The 21,380-nt window shown below is 66.8% G+C and carries 15 protein-coding genes and 1 pseudogene; 7 read left to right on the top strand and 9 right to left on the bottom strand.

Annotated elements, in window-relative coordinates; all coding sequences use genetic code 11:
* Positions 1–172 precede the first annotated feature (172 nt).
* Together ACW4TU_RS35600 and ACW4TU_RS35605 are read left to right on the top strand one after the other, a co-directional pair.
* On the top strand, positions 173–595 hold the full coding sequence (locus tag ACW4TU_RS35600) for a cupin domain-containing protein (RefSeq protein ID WP_457420078.1): 423 nt from the start codon (positions 173–175) through the stop codon (positions 593–595).
* A gap of 14 nt (positions 596–609) precedes the next feature.
* A complete protein-coding gene (locus tag ACW4TU_RS35605; protein WP_457420080.1) occupies positions 610–1,227 on the top strand; it encodes an HAD family hydrolase in 618 nt (205 codons plus the stop codon).
* 56 nt (positions 1,228–1,283) lie between these two features.
* Here the strand turns inward: ACW4TU_RS35605 and ACW4TU_RS35610 are convergent, their stop codons facing one another.
* A complete protein-coding gene (locus ACW4TU_RS35610) occupies positions 1,284–5,486 on the bottom strand; it encodes a hypothetical protein (protein WP_457420082.1) in 4,203 nt (1,400 codons plus the stop codon).
* Between the two features lie 659 nt (positions 5,487–6,145).
* Between ACW4TU_RS35610 and ACW4TU_RS35615 the strand changes: the two genes are divergently transcribed.
* Positions 6,146–6,394 carry a hypothetical protein gene (locus ACW4TU_RS35615; RefSeq protein WP_457420084.1) on the top strand — a complete coding sequence of 83 codons (249 nt, stop codon included), beginning with the start codon at positions 6,146–6,148 and terminating at the stop codon, positions 6,392–6,394.
* 135 nt (positions 6,395–6,529) lie between these two features.
* Here ACW4TU_RS35615 and ACW4TU_RS35620 read toward each other — a convergent pair whose 3' ends face one another.
* The 5 genes and pseudogenes from ACW4TU_RS35620 to ACW4TU_RS35640 form a co-directional block, all read right to left on the bottom strand.
* Positions 6,530–9,850 (bottom strand): NACHT domain-containing protein, encoded by a 3,321-nt coding sequence (locus ACW4TU_RS35620; protein ID WP_457420086.1) that lies wholly within the window; start codon positions 9,848–9,850, stop codon positions 6,530–6,532.
* Positions 9,847–10,197 carry a trypco2 family protein gene (locus ACW4TU_RS35625; RefSeq protein WP_457420088.1) on the bottom strand — a complete coding sequence of 117 codons (351 nt, stop codon included), beginning with the start codon at positions 10,195–10,197 and terminating at the stop codon, positions 9,847–9,849. Before ACW4TU_RS35625 ends, ACW4TU_RS35620 begins: the two co-directional genes overlap by 4 nt.
* 98 nt (positions 10,198–10,295) lie before the next feature.
* A pseudogene (locus ACW4TU_RS35630) lies at positions 10,296–10,493 on the bottom strand (transposase family protein); the annotation flags it as partial.
* 566 nt (positions 10,494–11,059) lie between these two features.
* Positions 11,060–11,644, bottom strand: a complete 585-nt coding sequence (locus tag ACW4TU_RS35635) for a hypothetical protein (RefSeq protein WP_457420090.1) — start codon at positions 11,642–11,644, stop codon at positions 11,060–11,062.
* A gap of 249 nt (positions 11,645–11,893) precedes the next feature.
* Positions 11,894–12,916 carry a DEDDh family exonuclease gene (locus ACW4TU_RS35640; RefSeq protein WP_457420092.1) on the bottom strand — a complete coding sequence of 341 codons (1,023 nt, stop codon included), beginning with the start codon at positions 12,914–12,916 and terminating at the stop codon, positions 11,894–11,896.
* A 142-nt stretch (positions 12,917–13,058) separates the two neighbouring features.
* On the opposite strand from ACW4TU_RS35640, the gene ACW4TU_RS35645 reads away from it, so the two are divergent.
* Together ACW4TU_RS35645 and ACW4TU_RS35650 are read left to right on the top strand one after the other, a co-directional pair.
* Positions 13,059–13,946, top strand: coding sequence for a sterol desaturase family protein (locus tag ACW4TU_RS35645; RefSeq protein ID WP_457420094.1), 888 nt, complete (start codon positions 13,059–13,061; stop codon positions 13,944–13,946).
* Positions 13,943–14,644 carry a lysoplasmalogenase gene (locus ACW4TU_RS35650; RefSeq protein WP_457420096.1) on the top strand — a complete coding sequence of 234 codons (702 nt, stop codon included), beginning with the start codon at positions 13,943–13,945 and terminating at the stop codon, positions 14,642–14,644. Before ACW4TU_RS35645 ends, ACW4TU_RS35650 begins: the two co-directional genes overlap by 4 nt.
* On the opposite strand, the gene ACW4TU_RS35655 is transcribed toward ACW4TU_RS35650, so the two are convergent.
* From ACW4TU_RS35655 to ACW4TU_RS35665, 3 genes are all read right to left on the bottom strand, one after another.
* Positions 14,610–15,638 carry a CopD family protein gene (locus tag ACW4TU_RS35655; protein WP_457420098.1) on the bottom strand — a complete coding sequence of 343 codons (1,029 nt, stop codon included), beginning with the start codon at positions 15,636–15,638 and terminating at the stop codon, positions 14,610–14,612. The genes ACW4TU_RS35650 and ACW4TU_RS35655 overlap by 35 nt on opposite strands.
* Before the next feature lie 153 nt (positions 15,639–15,791).
* Positions 15,792–17,330: a S8 family peptidase gene (locus tag ACW4TU_RS35660; RefSeq protein ID WP_457420100.1), complete on the bottom strand. Its 1,539-nt coding sequence runs from the start codon at positions 17,328–17,330 to the stop codon at positions 15,792–15,794.
* A 67-nt stretch (positions 17,331–17,397) separates the two neighbouring features.
* Positions 17,398–18,930 (bottom strand): S8 family peptidase, encoded by a 1,533-nt coding sequence (locus ACW4TU_RS35665; RefSeq protein WP_457420102.1) that lies wholly within the window; start codon positions 18,928–18,930, stop codon positions 17,398–17,400.
* A 460-nt stretch (positions 18,931–19,390) separates the two neighbouring features.
* Here ACW4TU_RS35665 and ACW4TU_RS35670 point away from each other — a divergent pair, with 460 nt between their 5' ends.
* Together ACW4TU_RS35670 and ACW4TU_RS35675 are read left to right on the top strand one after the other, a co-directional pair.
* Complete coding sequence (locus ACW4TU_RS35670; protein WP_457420104.1) at positions 19,391–19,747, top strand: DUF485 domain-containing protein; 357 nt, start codon at positions 19,391–19,393, stop codon at positions 19,745–19,747.
* Positions 19,744–21,369 carry a solute symporter family protein gene (locus tag ACW4TU_RS35675; RefSeq protein WP_457420106.1) on the top strand — a complete coding sequence of 542 codons (1,626 nt, stop codon included), beginning with the start codon at positions 19,744–19,746 and terminating at the stop codon, positions 21,367–21,369. Before ACW4TU_RS35670 ends, ACW4TU_RS35675 begins: the two co-directional genes overlap by 4 nt.
* Positions 21,370–21,380 lie beyond the last annotated feature (11 nt).

The raw sequence follows: 21,380 nt of genomic DNA on the forward strand, positions 1-21,380 counted from the left end.
AAGTACTGGCGCAGCGGTTGTCAGAGAGAACAGTCGTGATGGTTTGAAGACGGTCGGCTGGCTGGCTGTGAACGCCCAGCTTTCTGAATGAGGGTTCCAAGGGATCGCCAGAGCCGAACTACGCGACAGCCGATAGTTGAGTCGATGGGAAGGTCTGTGAGACGGTCTCGTAGTGAAAAATCAGAGCTTCTCGGCCGTCGAATTGCACGACTCTGGTGATGCTCGTGGCAGCAGCTTCAGTGTTCCCGCGGAGTTGTTTGACGGGCGGTTCCCGGTGGCGGACATGCACATCGCCACCATCGAGCCCGGTGCCGTGCGAGGGAACCACTTCCACGCCGTGAGGCGTGAGTTGTTGGTCGTCATGGCTGCCGACCGCTGGTCGTTGCATTGGGACGAGGGTGCGGGTACGCCGGTCCAGCAGCGCAGTTTCGACGGGCCAGGAGCTGTCCTGGTGACGGTACCGATCGGCATGTCGCATGCCATCCGCAACGACGGGGCGGTTGCGATGAGGATGCTGGGGTTGACCGATGGCCCATATGACGCCGACAACCCTGATGCCTTTTCGCGAATGGTGGTTCCAGCCCAGACCCCGTAGGAGTGTTTGTGCTAGTGGTCTGTGACAACGAGGGCTGCATCGTCGATGCGAAAGGCCAGCGATTCGACCTGCCGGCACTGCACGACCTCGCCGCTGCTGTCGCCAGTTTTTCCGGTACGTTCACGATTTGCACCGGGCGCGCCGTTCCGTACGTCGAGGCCATGGTGCAGGTGTTGGGTCTCATCGACGCGGCGACCCCGTGTGTGTGCGAGGGCGGGGGGATGTTCTACCTGCCGCGAGATGACCGTTACGAGGTTCTCGCTGGGCAGGTGCACGCCGATGCCGTCCGGGCGCTCCTGCCTGCTGGCTCCTATCGCGAGGAACTCGGCAAGGTGACGTGCTACACCGTGTACCCGGAGCCGGGTTACACGGTCGACGCCCTCTTCGAGCTCATCTCGGCCGGCGGCCTGACCGGGGTTGAGATCAACCGCTCGATGGCCTCTGTGGATGTAACGCCCCAGGGCGTCGACAAGAAGTACGGCGTCCAAAAGCTCCTTGAGCACACCGGTGCACGCTGGTCCGACGTGTTGGCGATCGGCGACTCCTGGAACGACCTTCCGATGCTCCGGGCAGCCCGGCTGTCGGCGTGCCCGGCGAACGCCGTGCCGGAAGTCGAAACCCTGGTCGACTAGGTGTCGCCGTTTCCCGCGACCCGCGGGGTCGTGGACATCCTGCGGTGGGCCGCCGGTCAGATGACGCCGTAGTCGCGGGCCTGTTGGTCCAATTCGTCCAGCATCGTGTCTCGGCGCTTGTACCCGAGGACCCCGATCCGTTGGTCGGCCTCAACCAGGGTTTCCGCAATGTGCGCCTTCATGGCCGTGTGCTGATCGGACGTCATGGACGGCCAGGCTGCGAGGTGGCAGGCTGCCCGTTGCAGATACACGTCGGCGGTCAGTAGCTTCATGCTGCCGCGGGTGGTCTCGGTGAGCGCTTCGTCGAGATCGTCGAGGGCGCTTGCGTAATCCTCAGGGTTTCCCCGGATGCGCAGCAGGTGTGCCCGTTCGAGGAGCCCACGCACGATGTAGTCGATGTAGCCGACGCCGCGGAGTTCCACGATCGCGTCGTCCACCTGTGCGCTGGCAGCCGCCAAGTGTTCCCGGCCCAGGGCGCCCTGCTCGACCAGTGATCGGCGGGCCGCGCCCAGGACGAGCTGGCGGATCGCACGCGAGAGCTGGGAGGAGTCGTCTCCATTCAGACCCCACCCGGGGTCCTGCTCAGCGTCGGACAGGAGCGTTGTGGCGCCGCCCGTCTCGATGACGAAGTAGCCGTAGCGGTAGAGGTTCTGGGAGTACAGAAAAGGCGGTTTCGCCTCCTGCTCGGCCGCGATGGCCCTGGCCTCCGCGAACAGGTCTCGCGCTCGGCGGATTTTGCCCACCATGAAGTACACCTCGGCGAGGCAGGAGCGGGAATACATCTTGAAGTAGGGGTCGTCGCAGCGATCCGCGAATGCGATGGCGCGTTCGGCGCTCGACCGGGCGCCGTCGGGAGCGCCAGGGGCGGGGGTCTGGAGCTGGCCGGCGATCACCAGCAGCTCGCAGTAAAGCGACGCGGTGAAGGCTGCGTCTGCCATCACCGTCGGATCGCCGGCCGGCAGGGAGGTGTCGGGTAACACCGCCGACTCGTCCGTCGACGATTCGTGTTGGAACACTGCACCGCAGCTGTCCCGGGCCTTGTCGAGCAGACCGAGCTGTCGCAGCCGTAGGCCGGCATTGGTCATCACCATGAGCCGGGCCTGCTGAGACAACGGGGGATCCTGCCGTCGCAGTTCGGTCCAGGACGACACGCAAAAGTAGTTGGACAGCGCGACGACCTCAGACCCGGTCATACCCAGGATCCGGGTGGAGTAGCTGGCGCGCGGACCGCGCCACACTCGGGGGAGGAGCACCGTGTCGAAGACCTCCTGGTGCAGCCCGATCGCACAACCGTGGTTCACCGCCGCGTACAGCAGGTTCATATCCGCTGCGTTCGACGGCAGCTCCGGTGCGCGCCTCTGGTAGTACGTGTAGAGCGCGCGGTTGCCTGCTCTCCACAGGTCATTCGGCGTGTCCTGCAGCCGGTCGCGGAAATGCTCACGGATCAACGGATGGGCGTCGAGGGTTCCCGGCAGGCCCGCCGTCTCGCTGCCGAGCAGCCCCATCCGTCGCAATTCCGCGACACACCGATCCCACTCGGCGCTGCCGACTTCGCCCAGTTCCGGCGCCGCCATGCCCAGCTCGGTGTCGGCCAAGACGGCCGCGATCGCCGCGTACGGGGCGGGCCGGTCGAAGAGGCCGATGATGTCGAGGATGGCAAGCTCGCCGGATCGCCCGTACCGGTTCAGCCATTCGGCATACGTCTCGGTGATCCGCCGTGCATGGCCGCCGTCGGCTACCGCCACGGTGAGGCCCCGCAGTTCGAAGCGTCCAGTGAGCTTCCCGCCATGGACGTCCCGAAGGTAGCGCCCGAGCAGGTTGACCGCGAGTGCGTGACCGTGGACCTCCCGGACCGCCTGCTCGGCCTCCACGACATCGCGCTGCCGGCCGATCAGGGACTGGAGGAGATCTGCGCCCGCCCTGTCATCGAGGTTGTCCAGTCGCAGTTGGGCGACGGCCGCTGGTGCGCTCTGCCTATGGGGCGTGAGGTCGGTGAGTGGCACCCGCGTGGTGATCAGACAGAGCCCGTCCCACCCGGGTTTTGCCAGCTCGCGGAGGAGAGCCGCGATCGACGAGTCGGTGAGCATGCCGCCGACATCCGGCGCCGTTTCCGGGTGCTGGAGCGGCTCCAGCCCATCCAATACAAGCAGGAAATGATGCTCACGGATCAGTTTGGCCAGGCGGGTGCCCTGTGCCGACGGGCTCATGGACGGCGGCGCGTCGTCGCCAAGCCAGTCCAAAGCGAAGGTGACGAACGCGTCGGCGGAGACCAGGTTCTTCCTCGTCCCCTGGCTGTAGAACGACCAGGCCAGGAATTTCCGAGCGCCCAGGTAGTCGTGGTTGCGCATTTCCCGCAGCCAATGGTTGACGAGTGCGGACTTCCCGACCCCACCAGGGGCGACGACGGACAGGATCCGGGTCTCGTCGGACAGCCAGGCGTCCCGCAGCCTCGCCAACTCTCCCTCGCGGCCGAACAACTGCGGCGCTGTTTTAGGCAGCCCCCGGTTGAAGATGTGCTCCGCCGGAAGCGACTGACTCGCCATGCTCTCCGTACCGGCGTAACTGTACGGGCGCTGGTGCGGGCGACCCATCACATCGAACGGTTCGATCTCGATCGACGATTCAAGGATGCCGTACGCGAGCTGTTCCTGCGCCGCTGTGCCCCCGACGACCAGAACTGGATGGGGATTCTTCTGCGCGTTCTGGTACCGACGGACCCCGTCCAACGCCTCAAGAAGCTTGATCCAGTCGGCGCTGGGCTGTTGGGCAGGGAGGTCCACGGCGATGAGCGCCGGCCCCGCCGGGAGATCGGCAAGGCCCAACTCGGCGATGATCGCGGCGCCGAGAGTGAGGTTGCGTCCCGGGTCGTAGACGGTACGTCCGGCGGCCTGGGCTCGTGACACTGCGGCGAGCAGTGCCTTGCTCCGGTGCGGCCCGGCCTCGCCGACCAGCCAGAAAACCCGGAGGCCGCCCTCGCCGTGCTTTCGGTTGGTACCCACCACCCACGTGTCGAACGCCCGGCCGACGCCGTCGAACTCCCGCTGCAGGTTCGGCAGTCGGCCGCCGCCCAGCAGGACCGCATCGACGGCCTCATTCTGGCGCAGAGGCGGAAGCACACCCACGGCGTCGGTCGTTGCCGTCCCGGCGGCGAACAACTCGTCGGTCCAGACGTGCAGCCCCTGTTTCCGCAGACGGGTCCGCCAGTCAGATCTCTCAGGCTGCCCTCCGACCGCGCGCTCGGCGGTGATCGTGCCGGCGAGCTTACCGAGCAGCGCGTACAGCACCTCTGCCGACGCCTTCGCGGCGAAGCCCTTATATCGGTCGCGCTTGTTCGGATCGGCGTGGTCCATGACGCCCTTGGCGACGAGCCAGAATGGGATCTGTTGTGTCTCCGCGATGGTGGCGATGGTTGCGGCCTCCATCTCCAGGCCGGTGATGGTACGGACGCCCATGCCGCCGAGTCGTGTCCAGGTTGTCCCGTCTTGGATGACCGCGTTGCCGGTCGCCATCGGGCCTACTACGAGGCCGAATGGAAGCCGCTCCGGTGCATCGACATTTTCGTATATGGCTCGCGCGATGAGGGAGCGTCCCAGTTTGGTCAACGTGCACCCGGCGTCCTGCCACGTGATCAGACCCTCGTGCTCGAACGCATCGAGCAGGCCCCGCCACTTACCCCGGGGAAAATAGCGTTCGCGGGCGGGATGGGATTTCGGGTCCTGCCCGAAGAGGAGAAGTTCCAGGAACCAGAGCTTCGCGTCCTCGTCGGTGGCGGCGACGAAACTCGGCAATTTCGTGGTGTCGAGGTCCCACGCCGCACGGATCACCCGTTCGTCCTGGGCGATCTGACGGTGGTCTCCTTGGAATCCCTCTGCCGTCTGCTTGCCCTCGTCGTGGGCGTACACCATTTCCGCGACGAGTACATCGCCGAGTGCGGCCTTTGCCGGGTTTCCGGCGCACACTCCGCTCATGGCCAGGCAGCGTGGCTTCAACCGCCCGGCAAGGGCCAAGGTGAGCGGCGCGGTTGTTCGGCTCCCCATCCGGGGTGACAGGGCAAGGGCCACCGAAAGGCTGACGCTGTCCGGACCGACGTATTCGCCCAGGAGGTACGGTTCGTGAGTGTCAGCCCCTCGCTCTTCCCACCGGGCGACACCAGCCCCGCCTGCGATCGGCGCCAACCCGGCCAAGCGTGCGGCTTCGAACTCCATCGGCAACGCCGTCATGATCAATACGTCGACCATTTCGCCTCCCAGTACGGACACGGTCGCAGACTATGAGCTTCTGGGGTGCCCACGGGCGGAAACGGTGACTCGGCAGCCGCATGTGTGAGGCGGACTCGGCTCTCCTCGCATGGTGCTCGCCATGTGGTGCAGTCGGTCAAGGCGTGGGAGTGGACGGGCGTTTGCCCGGGGGCGCGCACTTGACACGGGTGGCCGCTCCTGGCCAAGAAGCGAGTCACCGTGCAACTCTCCCTGCAAAAATGTGCTGGTCGAACTGACCGGCGAGAACACGGCGTTCGAGGACGGACTGCTCTGCTCATCCGCCGCAGTTTGACCGATGGCGAGACCATGTGCACCCGTCCAAGAGAACTCTCCTCTTTGATGCAACTGATACTTCGAAGAGGGTGTATTACCTGTGGCTATGACGAAGAGTGAGTGGCTTGAGTACTGGTTGTCACGGGCGCCGATGTTGTCGGAGGACGTTCTGGACGACATCGAGCACATCCTTACGACTGTGGGAGGCGATGAAGACTGACCTGATACGGCAATCCGCCGTGCTCGGTGAGGGCTGGCGGGGCACAGCCGCCGAGAGCCCAAGCCGAGGGTGCGGTACGCCGTTGGGGTGCGACACGGGTGCGGGCGAATGGTCTGCCAGCGACGTCAACTTGCGAGTGTCCGCTTCGTCCCTGACGATGCGGCTTATGGCACGTTGTGAAGTCTGTGGGAATGACTACGAGCTGGCGTTCACTGTCGAGACCCGGGACGGGGCACGCCACGTTTTCGATTCGTTCGCTTGCGCGATCCATCGCATGGCCCCCATCTGTGAGCACTGCCGGGTCCAGATCATCGGGCAGGGCGTCGAGGCCGAGGGTCACTGGTACTGCGGGGCGCACTGTGCACGCGCGGAGGGCAAGGTAGGTATCGTGGACAAGGTGGGCTCTGCCGTGTAGTCGGCGGACCCCTTGGGGTTTGAGTCAATTGGCTTTGAACGCGTCGGGCGCGGCGCTGATCCTGCGGTTCTTCATAGACTTCTGAGCACGCCGTTTCCTCGCTATTGCCGCGTGCATGGTGCGGAAGGTAGTACATCAGCTCCATTTTATCCGTTCCTTGGGAAAATTTTCGGCGCCGCGGATACCGCGGTGATTCCGTGGTACGCCGAGGATCTGTATGCGCAGGTCCGGCATGTGCTCCAGCCCGGTCACGTCTGCTTCCCAGATGGGCCCTGTGAAGCCGAGCGTGAGTCTGTGCAGGGCTGGAAACATGCCCGGCACGTGCGTCAGGTCAATTTCTCCGCCACCCAACATTCTGTAGTCCTCATGGATCATGAGGCCGAGGTGGTTCACTCCAGCGTGGCCCAGGTGGGTCGACGTATTGAATTGCCGCGCGGTGCATGAAGCGAACAACCGTGTGAGGGCCGGCAGGTCCCTGAGCAAGTCGATCCCTTCCACCGCAGAGCCAGTTAGCCAGACCTGGTCCAAGCTCGCCCAGTCGGCAACGTGTGTCAGCCAATCGGTGGGCATGGAGGCGAGTGCCAGATCCCTCACTCCGGGCAGCGCGGGCATTGAGAACCGAATCTTGTCGTACTGCCGATTGGGCATGAGAATCATGGAAGCAAGGAATAGCGGGTCGCTCGTGGTCGGCGCGATTCCGAGCAGAAGGCTGGTCAGTCCCGGTGCCTCGCGTAGCAGGTCGAAAGATTCGGTGTCCTTGAGGGCGGTGGGAGTCCAGTTCAGCAAGCTGGTCTGATGCATTTTCGCGAAGGAAACGACCGCTGCGACAGGTATGGCCTTTCGCACCGTCAAGCCGTCGACCGATCCTAGAACGTGCGCCTGCCCGAGCTGTTCGACCGATTCTGCCCAAAGCCGGGGAACATCCAAACCTGCGAGTACTGAATCGGCGTATTCCTGTCCCGGGCAGTTCTCCCATACGCCGACGAGTACGGAGGCAAGCTGCTTCCGCTGCTCGAATGGCATTTGGGAAAGAAAGGCGAGAGCCTCGGATCCGCCAAGTCTGCCAGCCAACTGGGCGGCGCTGCGGCAGAGGTCCATATCCTGCCAGTCGAAGTCACGCTGCAAAGCCAAAAGCAGGTCGGGCCCTACCGAGGCGTATTGGTCCGTCTCGTGCGGGAGGCTTTCGTCGTCTAATCCTGCGGGCTGGGCAGGGACTTTCTCCGTACCAGCAGTGATTGCCTTGCTCTCTCGCTTCGCCGCAACTCGAAATGTTTTTGCGACTCCCGAGACCAGAGAGGCGCGGTCTCCTTCCTCCATCTGTACCGCGTAAGGAATGCACGATGCGGCGGCTAGGCGCATTCGCGCACGTTGCCTCCGGTTGGTCATAAGACGTGCCTTGCGGCGCATCTGAGCAACGAACTCACGAGTGTCGGCGAGGTTGCACTGACTCATGGCGAAACGCAGGACGTCATCCCACATTTCGTCCCCAGCATGGCCAGCGAGTTGCCCGAAGGACCGCTGGGCCACCAGGTCGGTTGCCGCGAGATAGTCCTGGAAGGTGCGATGACTGAAGCGGAGGGTGTCTTCAGCTGGAGCAACGAGAAGGCCACTCCGCTCATGCAAGGATTTGCGAATCTCGCCGGGGGTGTGAGTGCCGGTCTCTCGACCCAAACTAGGCAGCCGACTACGCACCTTCTCGTCGAAGCGGGTAAAAGTAATCTCTCGTTCGCCTTCGGCTGTCAGGTAGCCAGCGATCCAGGAGAGGATGGCTCGGCGTTGGTCGATGTCCAGCCCGGGCAGCGGCTCGGGAACCTCACGATCTGCATCCCGCAGACCGAGCATCATGTCGACAGTGCGCGCATATAGTTCCTGTCGGAAGCGCGGGAGCCGGGTGCCGTGAACCTCGTGAAGTTTACACAGCACCGCACAAAGGAGTGGGGTCGCGGCGAGCGCGGAGAGATCCCGAGAGGCGTTGATGTGGCGAGTCAGAGAAGTTTCGTAGGCGGAGAGACGGGAAATCCGCCGATGGCGGTCCTCTTCGCCAAGGTGCGACGAGCGGACCCCGAGGATCGCGGCCTGGTGCCACTTATGGATGAGTTCGGCTCGCTGGTTGGCATCGAGTTCAACGAGCTTCAGCTCCGCGAAGCCGAGCCTGGCAGGAGGAGACGAGTGTCGCAGCGCCTCCGGGCGCCCAGTGACAATGACCTGTAGCGCAGGGAAATCCCGCAGGAGTTCGCTGATCCACCGCAGCACGCCGTCCCGATGACCTTCCAGCACCTCGTCCAGGCCGTCTACGAGCAAGATTGCCCGCTCCTGCTCGAGCATTCGGCGGGTCCATCCGTCCGGCGGGGTGAAATCGCTCGCCATCCCACTGAATTCAAGGAACTGCCCCGGCCGTGGCGGAATCCCGTCCATTCCATCGATCCGCTTCCATCTCGGTGCGTACATGTCGCGCAGGCGCAGCAGGAAGGGGATCCGGTCGTTGAACGGTTCGAGTTCGCCCTTGCATGAACCGCGTGCCATGGATACGGCAAGCCATTCGAGGAGGGTGGATTTTCCCGCACCCGGGCTGCCCCGGAGTAGGAGTCGCGAATTCTTTGCGATCAGGGGTTCGACTGGTCGTGTCTGCTCCGCCGTGGATGATAATCGGAGCGAAGGAACGCCCGCATGGAGGCTCACGTACGCATGGTCGATGCTGATGTCGTCCGCGAGGTGGCCTTGGATTCCGAGGCCGAACAGTTCAATGTGACCGTAGCGGCGGATCGTCTCCTTACGATACGTATCCAGAAAGATGGCGTCGCGGGCGTCCGACTCGATGACCGGCGGTGAGGAACGGACGCGGAACAGCGTATCAGCGAGTGGCAGCCCTTCGAATACGGCACTGATAGGGCTCGCCTCAAGTCGGGAATGATTCCAACCTGTCGAGTCGCGCACGATGACACCGATCAGCCATCGACCCGCGTGGAACACAGGTGCACCCGACATGCCGCGCCAGGGATCCGGACCGGTCGGCGGGAACCCGTCAAGCTCGAGGGAAAGGTAGCCGTGTTTTTCTGCACTGTTTGATGCAACCTGAAAGCTGGCCTCAAGCGGGGCGACGCCTGCGGCCAACCGTGTCATCACTGCTGGCAAACCCAGGGCTGAGCAGTCACCGAAGCGCGCGTCAGATGCTAGCTCGCGCAATTCCACGGGAGCCAGTTCACCGGGGACGGCCAAGTCTTCGGACGTAAGGAGTACAGCGATGTCCTTCTCAATACGCAATACCTCGGCAGTCGTCGTACGCAGGGTATGCAGTCGACAGACACGCAGATCCTCAGCCGGGACGCCCTCGACAACGTGCCCCGCTGTCACGATGACGCGGCTGTTGAGAAGGTATCCGCTGCCGCGTACCTGATCGCCCTTCGTGGTGAGTGCTACCAAGTGGGAGCGGCTGGGGTGGCGGGCAAGATCAGTCATCGGACGATGCGGTGGCCGGAGTCGGTGTTACGGATCTCTGGGCTCTCGCCGGTTATGGTCGACACCGGGATGAGGTTGAGCGTCACACGATGGGTGCGTGCCATCGACCGCTTGGCCTCCGCGTCGGCCGTGACGACCCATGCCTTGACGCCGCCCTTTGTAGTCCGATCATGGGTCAGTGAAACTGTGAACTCCAGCTGTATCGGGCCTACTTGGAAGCGAAGATCTGAGTCGGGATCGGTTGCGGCTGCCTCGGTGATCTGTGCACGGAGTGCTCGCACGGCTGACACCAACTCGACGGGGGCTTCACCGGGACCGCTATCCGGCCTGCCGAGAGAGAACCACATCTTTTCAACTCCTCGTGACGCCAGACCATTTGGGTCACATCATGATGAGCCCCACCAGGTTGGGCAGCAATACGAAGAGCATCATCCGCAGCGCCGGCATCGACCTCCGCGAGGGTGCAGTCCAACAGGACGAAGTCGGGGTCGGCTTCGCGCAGGGGCCGCTGGAGCCGGGGCGCGGGGTCGGGGAGCAGAGTGATGAGGGCTGCCGTGCAGGCGTGGGCGGTGCCGACGGAAATGCCGAAGCCGGCCGCGAGTTGGGCGAGGGGGTCGTGCCGCCGCAAGTACACCAGGCCGACCCGGGTGTGAAGCAGGTCGAGTGCGGCAGAATAGGCAGCCAACAAGTGTCACAGCCGCAGATCTTCTCTGCGGTTCGCGCTCCGACACCCGCCCAACTCCACGGTGCGAGGAGCCGGGTCAGGCTCGGAGACCGAGCCTGATCGGTTCTGACCGATGGATCAAGATCTGCGGCTGCAGTACTGGCTCCGTACTTCGCGGGTGGCGGCGAATGGTGGGTTCCAGCGGTAACGCGCAGTCGTCTGGCCTACGGTTGTCGGCGACCGTCCTGTTTGTCCTCGCTACGCCGCAGGGACCGACGCAGTTTTCCCGGCAGAGCGGCGGCCAATTCGCCTACCAGGCAGACGTCGTGGCACGTCCCATCCCGGCAGCACCACACCGGTGGGCCTGCCAAGTCCGTTTCGCTCTCGTACCAGCCTTCGGTGGTTCCTGTGGGCTGGGGGTGCATTCCGATCTTGTGTGCCGAGCAGATCGGCCCTCTCGGTGAGCGGACTGACGGCCTGGCAGGGATGGGGGACCATCGACCTCCGGCTGCTTCGCTTCGCACCTGGCTGGCCATGGGGTGGGCTCAGGTGCGAGGAGGCATCGTCTCGATGATCGTGGCGGTGCCTCCTACGGGTCTGCCTTCGTGCATCGTGATCACGTCACCGACCTTCAGATGCCGCCATTGCTCGGGGCTCAGGGGCGCCAGCCGAACGTCGGCGGTCTCGCCGGGACCGAGTTCTTCCGCGAACTCCACCCACAACGTCGCGATGTTCAGGTCTCGCTCTCCGCTGGCGGTGAGGTTGCCGATGTCCCACAGTGGTCTGAGGCGACCTTCCCCGTGGAAGGCACTCTGGCGTCCGCCCTCTTCTGCCTCCGACAGGCTCAGCGTCGCCCGGAAGGTGCCGTGTTGGACTTCCCAGCCCCGCCACTCGCACCACCGGCGGCTGCGGTCGAGCATCATCTGCCGAGCTGCTTCGGCGAGCAGTTCCCAGAAGTGCACGGTCACGGGATGGATGTCCGCGATCTCGATGAGAAGGCCGAGCACCATCTCCCATTCCTGGCGCTCGATGTCCTCACGCACATCCCCGACCGTCACGCCGTTCTCTGCCACGGCATCCTCGGGCAGCAACTCGACGGCTTGCCGAAGCAGTGTGAACGCGTCATCCATGCGGTGGATTGTCTCCTCGCCGCGGACGCCTTGTCACAGCCGACCACGCACGACTCCACGACGCCCAGCCGCTGCAAGCGGGTAAAGGAGGCGATGCTCAGAACCGACCCCTGCGCGTGCACCTCGAAGGTCATCCCGTAATTGTTCCCGCAGACTTCGCAACTGGCCATGGGCCACAGGGTGGGCCGTCGGTGGCGCCCGAGCGAGACTGCGCCGGGCGAGTCGGGCGCCAATCACCCGTCCGTACGGTCATTGCCCCGCCGCGGGTTCCACGTCCCGCAGCAACTGCCCGAAGGCCGCCTCGTCGAGGACCGGCGTGCCGAACTGCCGGGCCTTGACCACCTTCGAGGTCATGGAGTCGGGGTCGTTGGTGACGAGCAGGCTGGTCAGCCGGGACAGGCTCGTCGCGACATGCAGCCCCGCCTCGACGGCCCGGTCCTCCAGCAGGTCGCGCTCGACCGAGGTGTCCCCGGAGAACGCCACCCGCATGCCCTGCCTGAGCGGCTTGCCGTCCTCGTACCGCCCCGGGTTGGGGTACGGACACGCGGGCCGTTTGCGGGCCGGCCGCCAACTGGTCTGCTGGTAGCCGCCGTAGCCGCCGTAGCCGCCGTAGCCCCCGGAGGCCTGCCGCCCGATCTGCGGCCGGGTGGCGCCGGTCGCCGGCGCCGACCACTCCGTCAGCGCCCGGCACTCCAGCAGTGGGAGCCGTACGCCGCCCCGGGCCGCCGCGTGCAGACTGGGCCGGAACGCCTCGGCGAGCACCCGCGCGTCGTCCAGCGCGTGGTGGGCCCGCTGCTGGACCACCCCGAAGTGCGCGGCGAGTGTCTCCAGCTTGTGGTTGGGCAGCGGCAGCCCCAGCTCCTTGGACAGCGCGATGGTGCACAGCCGCTGACGCACCGGCGCCTCGCGCTCCGCGCGCGCGTACTCCCGGGCGATCATCGACCAGTCGAAGACGGCGTTGTGCGCGACGAGCACGCGGTCGGCGAGCCGGGACGCGAACTCCTCGGCGATGTCCACGAAGAGCGGGGCACCCTCCAGGGCGTCACTCGTCAGCCCGTGGATCCACACCGGCCCCGGATCCCGCTCCGGGTTGACCGTCGTGTACCAGTGGTCCTCGACCTCACCGCGCGCGTCCAGCCGGTAGACGGCGGCGGAGATTATCCGGTCGTCCCGGGACAGACCGGTCGTCTCGACGTCAACGACCGCGTATCCCTGGGGATATGCGGTCGGCCACGGGGCGGGGGACGGCGTGGGCGTCAGGTCTTCGAGCATGGTCCCAGAGAATACGGGCCGCGACTGACAGTCCGTCGCGCACCCGTTGGCGGAGGCCACCAACAAGCAAGCGCGTACCACCCTGAATACTTGTCAGTAACAACGTCTATGCGCCACCTGTGAGCCGCTCTAACGTGCAGTCATGCCCAACCTTCCCGACGTCGTGGCCTGGTCGATACCCGCCTTCGTGCTGCTCACCGTCATCGAGATGATCAGTGTCCGGATCCACCCCGAGGAGAACGCCGCCGGGTACGGGGCGAAGGACGCCGCGACCAGTGTCGGCATGGGACTCGGCAGCCTGGCCTTCGACTTCCTCTGGAAGATCCCGATCCTCGCCGTCTACACGGCGATCCACGAACTCACCCCGCTCCGCGTCCCCGTCCTCTGGTGGACCGTCCCGCTCATGCTGCTCGCGCAGGACTTCTTCTCCTACTGGTCCCACCGCGGCCACCACGTCGTCCGCATCCTCTGGGCCTGCCATGTCGTCCACCACTCCAGCCGGAGGTTCAACCTGACGACGGCTTTGCGCCAGCCCTGGACCACGCTCACCGTCTGGCCGTTCTACGTCCCCCTCGTCGCCCTCGGTGTGCACCCGGCCGCGCTCGCCTTCTGCTCCTCCGCGAACCTCGTGTACCAGTTCTGGATCCACACCGAGCGGATCGACCGCATGCCCCGGTGGTTCGAGTACGTCCTCAACACGCCCTCCCACCACCGCGTCCACCACGCCTCCCAAGGCGGCTACCTGGACCGGAACTTCGGTGGAATCCTCATCGTCTGGGACCGGCTCTTCGGCTCGTTCGTCGCCGAGACCGAACGGCCTGTCTACGGGTTGACGAAGAACATCAACACGTTCAACCCGGTCAAGGTCGCCACCCATGAGTACGTCGCGATCGTCAAGGACATCAAGGCGGCGGGCAGTTGGCGTGAGTGTGCCGGGCGGGTGTTCCGGGGGCCGGGCTGGCAGCCCGCGTCCCCTGCGTCCCCTGCGTCCGTGCGCCAGGAGCCGGCCGAAGAGACCGTCGTCGCGTGAGACCGGCCCGGGTCCTCCTCACCGCCTTCGCCCTCACCGCGGCCGTCGACCTGATCGCCCTCGCGGCGGGCTCCGGCACCGGGCACGCCCTCGCCAAGCCCCTCCTGATGCCCCTCCTCGCCGCCCACGCCCAACTGCGCGGCGCCCCGCGCCTCCTGCCCGTCGCTCTCCTCCTCGGCTGGGCCGGCGACGTCCTGCTCCTCGCCGGCGCCGACCTGGCGTTCCTGGCGGGCATGGCCTGTTTCGCGGCCGGTCACGTCTGCTACCTCGCCCTCTTCAGGACGTACGGCAAAAGGGACCTCACCGCGAACGGCACCCCACGCGCGCGTGCCGCACGCACAAGGCTCGCGGGGGCCTACGCCCTGGCCCTGGTGGGCACCCTCGGCGCCCTCTGGCCCGGCCTCCCCGCCGAACTCCGGGTACCCGTCGCCGGTTACAGCCTCCTCCTGACCGCGATGGCCTACCGGGCCACCGCACTCGGTCTCCTCGCCGGCACGGGCGGCGCGCTCTTCCTGCTCTCCGACACGCTCATCGCGACCGGCGTCGCGGACCTGCCCCAGCTCCCCCGACCCGACTTCTGGATCATGCTCACGTACCTCGCGGCCCAGTGGCTCCTGACCGGCGGCGTACTCGCGGCGGCGAGACCCGCGACACCCCCACCGGTCACGTCCAGTGGATCGGTACCGGCAGTGCGGTGAGCAGCCCCGACGCGGCGACCACCAGCCCCAGCGCGGCGACCTCCGCGCGCGCGGGGGAGCACGCAGTCAGGGGGTCGGCCGCCCGGCTCAGCCGCAGCCGCGCCCACAGGGCGAGCACGGCGACGGCGGCCACGACGATCACCTTGGCGAGCAGGGTGCGGCCGTACGCCGTCGACGTCAGCTGGTCCAGGACCGTGTCCGGCGGCATCCGGCGCAGCGTGCTCCAGATGCCCGTGGCGGTGATGAGGGCGAGCAGAACGGCCGCCACGCGCGCGTAGAGGCCCAGCAACGCCACGCGTGCCTCCCGGGCAGGCCCCCAGAGGGGCAACGTCCGCAGTACGTACAGCAGTCCGCCCACCCACAGTGCCGCGCTCGTGAGGTGGACGAAGGTCAGCGCCGAGCCGGTCAGCGGATCGGTCTCCGGCGCCGGATGGGCCCGCAGCGCCTCCGCCACGGCCACCGCGCCCAACGGCCAGACCTGTGTGGCCGGACGGGCCGAGAGAGCGCACAGGCCCGCCGCGGCGAACCCGTTGACCTCCAGCAGCGCGAGCTTGCCGTCCCGGGACTCGTACAGGCCGCCCACATCGATGGCGGCCAGGCTGTGCGGTACGAGGTTGCCGGTCGACACCACCGAGGCAAGGCCCAGCGCGGCGACGAAACCGACCCCGGTCGCGTACGGCGCCCAGCCGCGCGCCCGCTCCGGCGGCGCCCCGGGCAACCTGTCGGCCAGCCTCCGCACGAACAGCTCGCCCACCGGAACGCACAGGGCGGCGAACAGCACCGTCCGCAGCAGCCCGATCCCACCCACACCGGGCGCGGCGGCCTCCCCGGTGCCGTCCAGCGCGACGGACGGGCCGAGCAGCGGTATCAGCGCGGCCAACGCCACCAGCACGAGCAGGGCGACGGCCCGTCCGGTTCCGGGGCGCCGACTGCCGGGCGCTCCCGCGGGCGCGCCCTCGTCGGACGCCCCGTCTGTCGATCGTGTCAAGCCCACCCCAATGCCGCGTCTTCCGCACCGGGTATCAACATATGCACTGGATCAACACGGCGGGCCGGACAGCGCGATGCTGCCCGGCCCACCGAGGAAAATTCCAGGAGAATCCGAACCGAAGGGATCTACAGGGATCTGAAGAGGTCTACAAAAGACCTACTTCGTCACCGCGTCCAGCGCGTCCGCGATGCCGTGGCCGTAGAAGCCGTTGTAGTTCTTCGGGCCCTCGCACACCGCGTCGACCTTGCCGTCACCGTTGATGTCGTACGGGTCCGTGCACGGCGTGGCGTCCGCCTCGGCGTACAGGAGCGCCTTCACCAGGGCGGCCGACGCGTGCGGGTGCGTCGACTTGATCAGGGCGGCCACGCCCGCGACGTGCGGGGACGCCATCGACGTACCGGCCATGTAGCCCCAGGTGCCGCCGGGCAGCGGGCCGAGGATCAGGCCGCTGGTGGCCGGCGGGGCCGGGGTCTGGTAGCGGGTCGAGTCGCCGCCCGGGGCGGCTATGTCGATGACGCCCAGGCCGTGGTTGGAGAAGGACGACTTGATGCCCTTGGCGCCGGTCGAGGCGACCGTCACCACGCCCGGGAGCTGGGTCGGGATGTCGTAGCACTTGGACGGGTCGATGACCCGGTCCGAGGGCGTCGCGTCGTTGGGGGAGACCGGGTCGGTGATCTCGTCGGCCGCGAGGTCGTAGTTCTCGTTGCCGGCCGCCGCGACGTTGACGACACCCTTGTGCTCCGCGTACTGCGTGGCCCGTGTGATGGCGTCGACCAGGGCCTTCTGGTCCGGGTCGTTCTTGCAGTTGAAGTACCAGGGGTCCGTGTAATAGCTGTTGTTCGTGACGTCGACGCCGTGCTCGGCGGCCCACACGAAGCCGCAGACGACGGCCTCCGTGTAGAAGTAGCCGGCCGTGGTCGACACCTTGATGCCGGACACCTTCACGCCGGGTGCGACGCCCGTGACGCCGACGCCGTTCTTGGCGGCGGCTATCTCACCGGCCACGTGCGTGCCGTGCGGGCTCTCGCCCGCGGTCGGCCGCCAGGCCCCGTCGGTGGTGTCGGGCTTGCCCGTCACGCAGTTGACGGAGGCGGCGCGGTCGAAGTTCGGCGCGATGTCGGGGTGGGTGTCGTCGACACCGGTGTCGATCACGGCGACGGTCACCTTGGAGCTGCCGAGCGACTTCTCGTGCGCCTTGTCCGCCTTGATGGCGGGCAGGTCCCACTGCAACGGCTCCAGCGGGTCCTGGCCCGCTGCGGCGTCGGCGGTGGCGCTCGCGATCTCCGCCGCGGAGAGCACCTTCGGGGCGCCCTCGTCGGTGGTCGACTGCGCGGGCAGCGGCGCGTTGCGCGTGTTGCCGGCCGACTGCACGCCCGGCACCTTGCGGATGATCTTCGCGAAGTCGGGGTTCGCCGAGTGGACGACGATCACGCCTATCCGGTCGTACGACGTCACGATCGTGCCGTCGGCCTTCGCGATGGCCTTCTTCACGTACGGGGGAGTGCCGAACCCGGGGAACACGTTGACGACGTAGCTGAGCGAGGTCGCGTCGGCTGCGACGGCGGTGGTACCGGTGGTGACGTCGGCGTCGGCCGCGACGGCCTGGATGTTCGGCAGGAAGGCGAACGCCGTCGCCATGACCATCCCGACCGGGATCGCCGCGGCGCGACGGGAGCGCGGGTGAGGCGCTGTCATAAGGTTCTCCAGTTGCTTCGTTCGTGGGACGTGCGGACCGTGCGGGAGACTCGGAGGAACGCGCGGGTCACTTGACCGCGCGCAGCGCGTCGACGATCCCGAACCCGAAGAATCCGTTGACCCGCTTGCCGCCCTCGCACACCGCGTCCTGCGTGCCGTCACCGTCCTGGTCGTACGACGCCGGGCAGCCCGGGTTGTTCGCCTGGACCTTGAGCAGCGTCTGGAGCTGGGCCGGGGTCGCCTTCGGGTGCTTCGACTTCAGCAGCGCGGCGACACCCGCGGCGTGCGGCGAGGCCATCGAAGTGCCCTGCAGGAAGCCGTACTCGCCGTTCGGCATGGTGGACAGGATGCGGCCGTTCTGCGACGGCGTGTCCGGTATCTGGTACTTGCGGTCGCCACCCGGAGCCGCGATGTCGATGACACCGTTGCCGTAGGTGGAGTAGTACGACTTGACGTTGTCGACGCCCGTGGCGCTCACCGTGACGACACCCGGGAGCTGGGTCGGTACGTCGAAGCACTCGTGCGGGTCGATCGTGCGGGTGACCGGCGTCGAGTCGTCGGGACTGCTGTCGTCGACGATCGCGTCGGAGGCCAGGTCGTGGCTGGAGTTGCCCGCCGACGCCAGGTTGAGGGTGCCCTTCTTCGTCGCGTACAGCTGCGCCCTGTTGACCGCGTCGACAATGGCCCGCTGGTCGGGGTCGTCCATGCAGTTGTACAGCCATGGATCAACGTAGTAGCTGTTGTTCGTGATCTCGACGCCGTGGTCGGCGGCGAACACGAAGGCGCACACGACGCTTTCCGGGTAGAAGAGTCCGTCATTGGGGTCGCTCACCTTGATGCCGGCGACCTTCACACCGGGCGCGACACCGGCCACGCCGATGCCGTTGCGGGCGGCGGCGATCTCACCGGCGACATGGGTGCCGTGGTAGTCCTCGGCGGTGTACGGGCGCCACGCGCCCGCGCTGGTGTCCGCGATGCCGCCGACGCAGTTCGCCGACTGGGCCGCGGAGAAGTTCGGGGCGAGGTCGGGGTGGGTGTCGTCGACGCCGGTGTCGATCACGGCGACGGTGACCTTGCGGCTGCCCGGGTTGATCTTCGCCGCCTTGTCGGCGCCGATCGACCGCAGGTCCCACTGGTCGGCTTCGAGGGGCTCGCTCTCGGGGGTCTTGGCCGAAACCGCCTCGACCTTGGCCGCTTCCGCGGCCGTCAGGTAGTCCGCCGCACCCTCGTCGGTCGTCCCGGCGGCGACCAGTGGCGTGGTCCGCGTGGCGCCGGCGGACCGCACACCGCGTTCGGCGCGGATCTCCGCCCCGAAGGAGGGGTTCGTGGAGTGGACGACGATCACACCGATCTTGTCGTACGTGACCACGACGGTGCCGCCGGCCTTGGAGACCGCCTTCGTCACCGCCCCGATCGTGTGACGGTCGGTGCTCTTGGTGTTGACGACATACGCGAGGTTCGGACCGTCCGCCGCACGGGCGGCGGAAGCCGCCGGTTCGGCGGCCGACGCGGCCACGGGCAGGAAGCCGAGGGAGGCGGTCAGGGACAGCACGACAGGCACCGCGAGAGCGAGCCGGCGTCTGGAGCGCAGATGAGCCATGGGTTCTCCACATCATCCGGAAACGAGGCCCGCCCGGACAAGGATGGTTGCCGGGCAAGCGCGTAGCAGGGACGGACAACAAGTGAGTACGCGCGAAAAGGCGGGCACGGGCGCACGGCCCGCACCACAGATTTTGCAGGTACATGACGGTTGGTACAGGGCGAAGCTATCCCGCATCGCCGCTGGCCAGCAATGACTTCCGGAGACCAGTTCGGAAAGAAGCGCGGCGAGTTGAACCGGTCCACGTGCGGCGCCGTGACCTTGGGAAGGGAGCGCGAGGACCATCGGGCCCCCTGTCGGATCACGCGTGGGGGCCCTACCATCGCGAGCCGACCACCTGTGATCCAGATCACCGCGAGGTCAGAGAAGAGACATGTCCCTACCCAGCCCGACCCCGTCCCGGAAAGACCACGCACCCCCGTCCACTGTCGTGACCGCACCCGCAACGCGAGGAGACTCCGTGGCTACCGACGCACCGCCCCCCTCGAAGACAGAACGCCACCTCCCCAGCACGGAGGAGTACGTCGAGGTCCAGCAGAGCGCCGAGTTCGGTGAACTGCGCCGCGCCCACCGCTCCTTCGCCTTTCCGCTGACCATGGCCTTCATCGCCTGGTACCTGCTGTACGTCCTGCTGTCGAACTACGCGGGCGGCTTCATGGGCACCAAGCTCGTCGGCCACATCAACGTCGCCTTCGTCCTGGGCATCGCCCAGTTCGTCACCACGTTCCTCATCGCCTGGTGGTACGCGCGGCACGCCGCCGCCAACCTCGACCCGAAGGGCGAGGCGATCAAGTCCCGGATGGAGGGCGAGGCATGAGCCCCGTACAGCAGAGTGTTCTCGCCGCCGGTGAGGCCAGCGAGCACCGGCCGCTGATCATCACCCTCTTCGCGGTGTTCGTCGTCGCGACCCTCGTCATCACCGTCTGGGCGGGCCGCCAGACCAAGAGCGCCGCCGACTTCTACGCCGGCGGGCGCCAGTTCAGCGCCTTCCAGAACGGTCTCGCGGTCTCCGGCGACTACATGTCCGCCGCGTCCTTCCTCGGCATCGCGGGCGCGATCGCCCTCTTCGGGTACGACGGCTTCCTGTACTCCATCGGCTTCCTCGTCGCCTGGCTCGTCGCCCTGCTCCTCGTGGCCGAACCACTGCGCAACTCCGGCCGCTACACCATGGGTGACGTCCTCGCGTACCGCATGCGCCAGCGCCCGGTCCGCACCGCCGCCGGTACGTCGACGATCGTCGTCTCGATCTTCTACCTGCTGGCCCAGATGGCCGGCGCGGGCGTCCTCGTCTCGCTCCTCCTCGGCATCACCTCCGACGCGGGCAAGGTCGCCATCGTCGCCCTCGTCGGCGTCCTGATGATCGTGTACGTCTCCATCGGCGGCATGAAGGGCACCACCTGGGTCCAGATGGTCAAGGCCGTGCTGCTCATCAGCGGCACGATCCTCATCACGTTCCTGGTGCTGCTGAAGTTCAACTTCAACATCTCCGATCTGCTCGGCACCGCCGCCGAACGCAGCGGCAAGGGCGACGCCTTCCTGGAGCCCGGCCTCCAGTACGGCGCCACCGGCACCACCAAGCTGGACTTCATCTCCCTGGGCATCGCCCTGGTCCTCGGCACCGCCGGCCTGCCGCACATCCTGATCCGCTTCTACACGGTGCCCACGGCTAAGGCCGCCCGGAAGTCCGTGAACTGGGCGATCGGCATCATCGGCGGCTTCTACCTGATGACGATCGCGCTCGGCTTCGGCGCCGCCGCGCTGATCGACCCGAAAGAGATCACCGACTCCAACCCATCGGGCAACACGGCGGCGCCGCTGCTCGCCCTCCACATCGGCGGTGTCGACTCGACCTGGGGCGCCGTGCTGCTCGCGACGATCTCGGCGGTCGCCTTCGCGACGATCCTCGCCGTCGTCGCCGGCCTCACGCTGGCCTCGTCGTCGTCCTTCGCGCACGACATCTACGCCAACGTCATCCGCAAGGGGCAGGCCACCGAGAAGGAGGAGATGAAGGCGGTCCGCTGGGCCACCGTCTTCATCGGTATCGTCTCCATCGCCCTGGGTGCCCTCGCCCGCGACCTCAACGTGGCCGGCCTGGTCGCGCTGGCGTTCGCGGTCGCCGCGTCCGCCAACCTGCCCACGATCCTCTACAGCCTGTTCTGGAAGAGGTTCACCACCCAGGGCGCCCTGTGGTCGATCTACGGCGGCCTGATCGTGGCGGTCGGTCTGGTGCTGTTCTCGCCGGTCGTCTCCGGCGACCCGAAGGCGATGTTCCCGGGCGTCGACTTCCACTGGTTCCCGCTGAAGAACCCCGGGATCATCTCCATCCCGTTCGGCTTCGTCATGGGCTGGCTCGGCACCGTCCTCTCCAAGGAGGAGCCCGACACCGGCAAGTACGCGGAGCTGGAGGTGCGGTCCCTCACGGGGACCGGAGCGCACTAGGCGTTCGTCGG

It is taken from the genome of Streptomyces kryoterrae, assembly GCF_054072135.1.

Bases quoted from the DNA above. Each gene is read 5' to 3' on its own strand.
- ACW4TU_RS35615 (WP_457420084.1), top strand. From the start codon at position 6,146: ATGGCACGTTGTGAAGTCTGTGGGAATGACTACGAGCTGGCGTTCACT.
- ACW4TU_RS35620 (WP_457420086.1), bottom strand. From the start codon at position 9,850: ATGACTGATCTTGCCCGCCACCCCAGCCGCTCCCACTTGGTAGCACTC.
- ACW4TU_RS35625 (WP_457420088.1), bottom strand. From the start codon at position 10,197: ATGTGGTTCTCTCTCGGCAGGCCGGATAGCGGTCCCGGTGAAGCCCCC.
- ACW4TU_RS35635 (WP_457420090.1), bottom strand. From the start codon at position 11,644: ATGGATGACGCGTTCACACTGCTTCGGCAAGCCGTCGAGTTGCTGCCC.
- ACW4TU_RS35640 (WP_457420092.1), bottom strand. From the start codon at position 12,916: ATGCTCGAAGACCTGACGCCCACGCCGTCCCCCGCCCCGTGGCCGACC.
- ACW4TU_RS35645 (WP_457420094.1), top strand. From the start codon at position 13,059: ATGCCCAACCTTCCCGACGTCGTGGCCTGGTCGATACCCGCCTTCGTG.
- ACW4TU_RS35660 (WP_457420100.1), bottom strand. From the start codon at position 17,330: ATGACAGCGCCTCACCCGCGCTCCCGTCGCGCCGCGGCGATCCCGGTC.
- ACW4TU_RS35665 (WP_457420102.1), bottom strand. From the start codon at position 18,930: ATGGCTCATCTGCGCTCCAGACGCCGGCTCGCTCTCGCGGTGCCTGTC.
- ACW4TU_RS35675 (WP_457420106.1), top strand. From the start codon at position 19,744: ATGAGCCCCGTACAGCAGAGTGTTCTCGCCGCCGGTGAGGCCAGCGAG.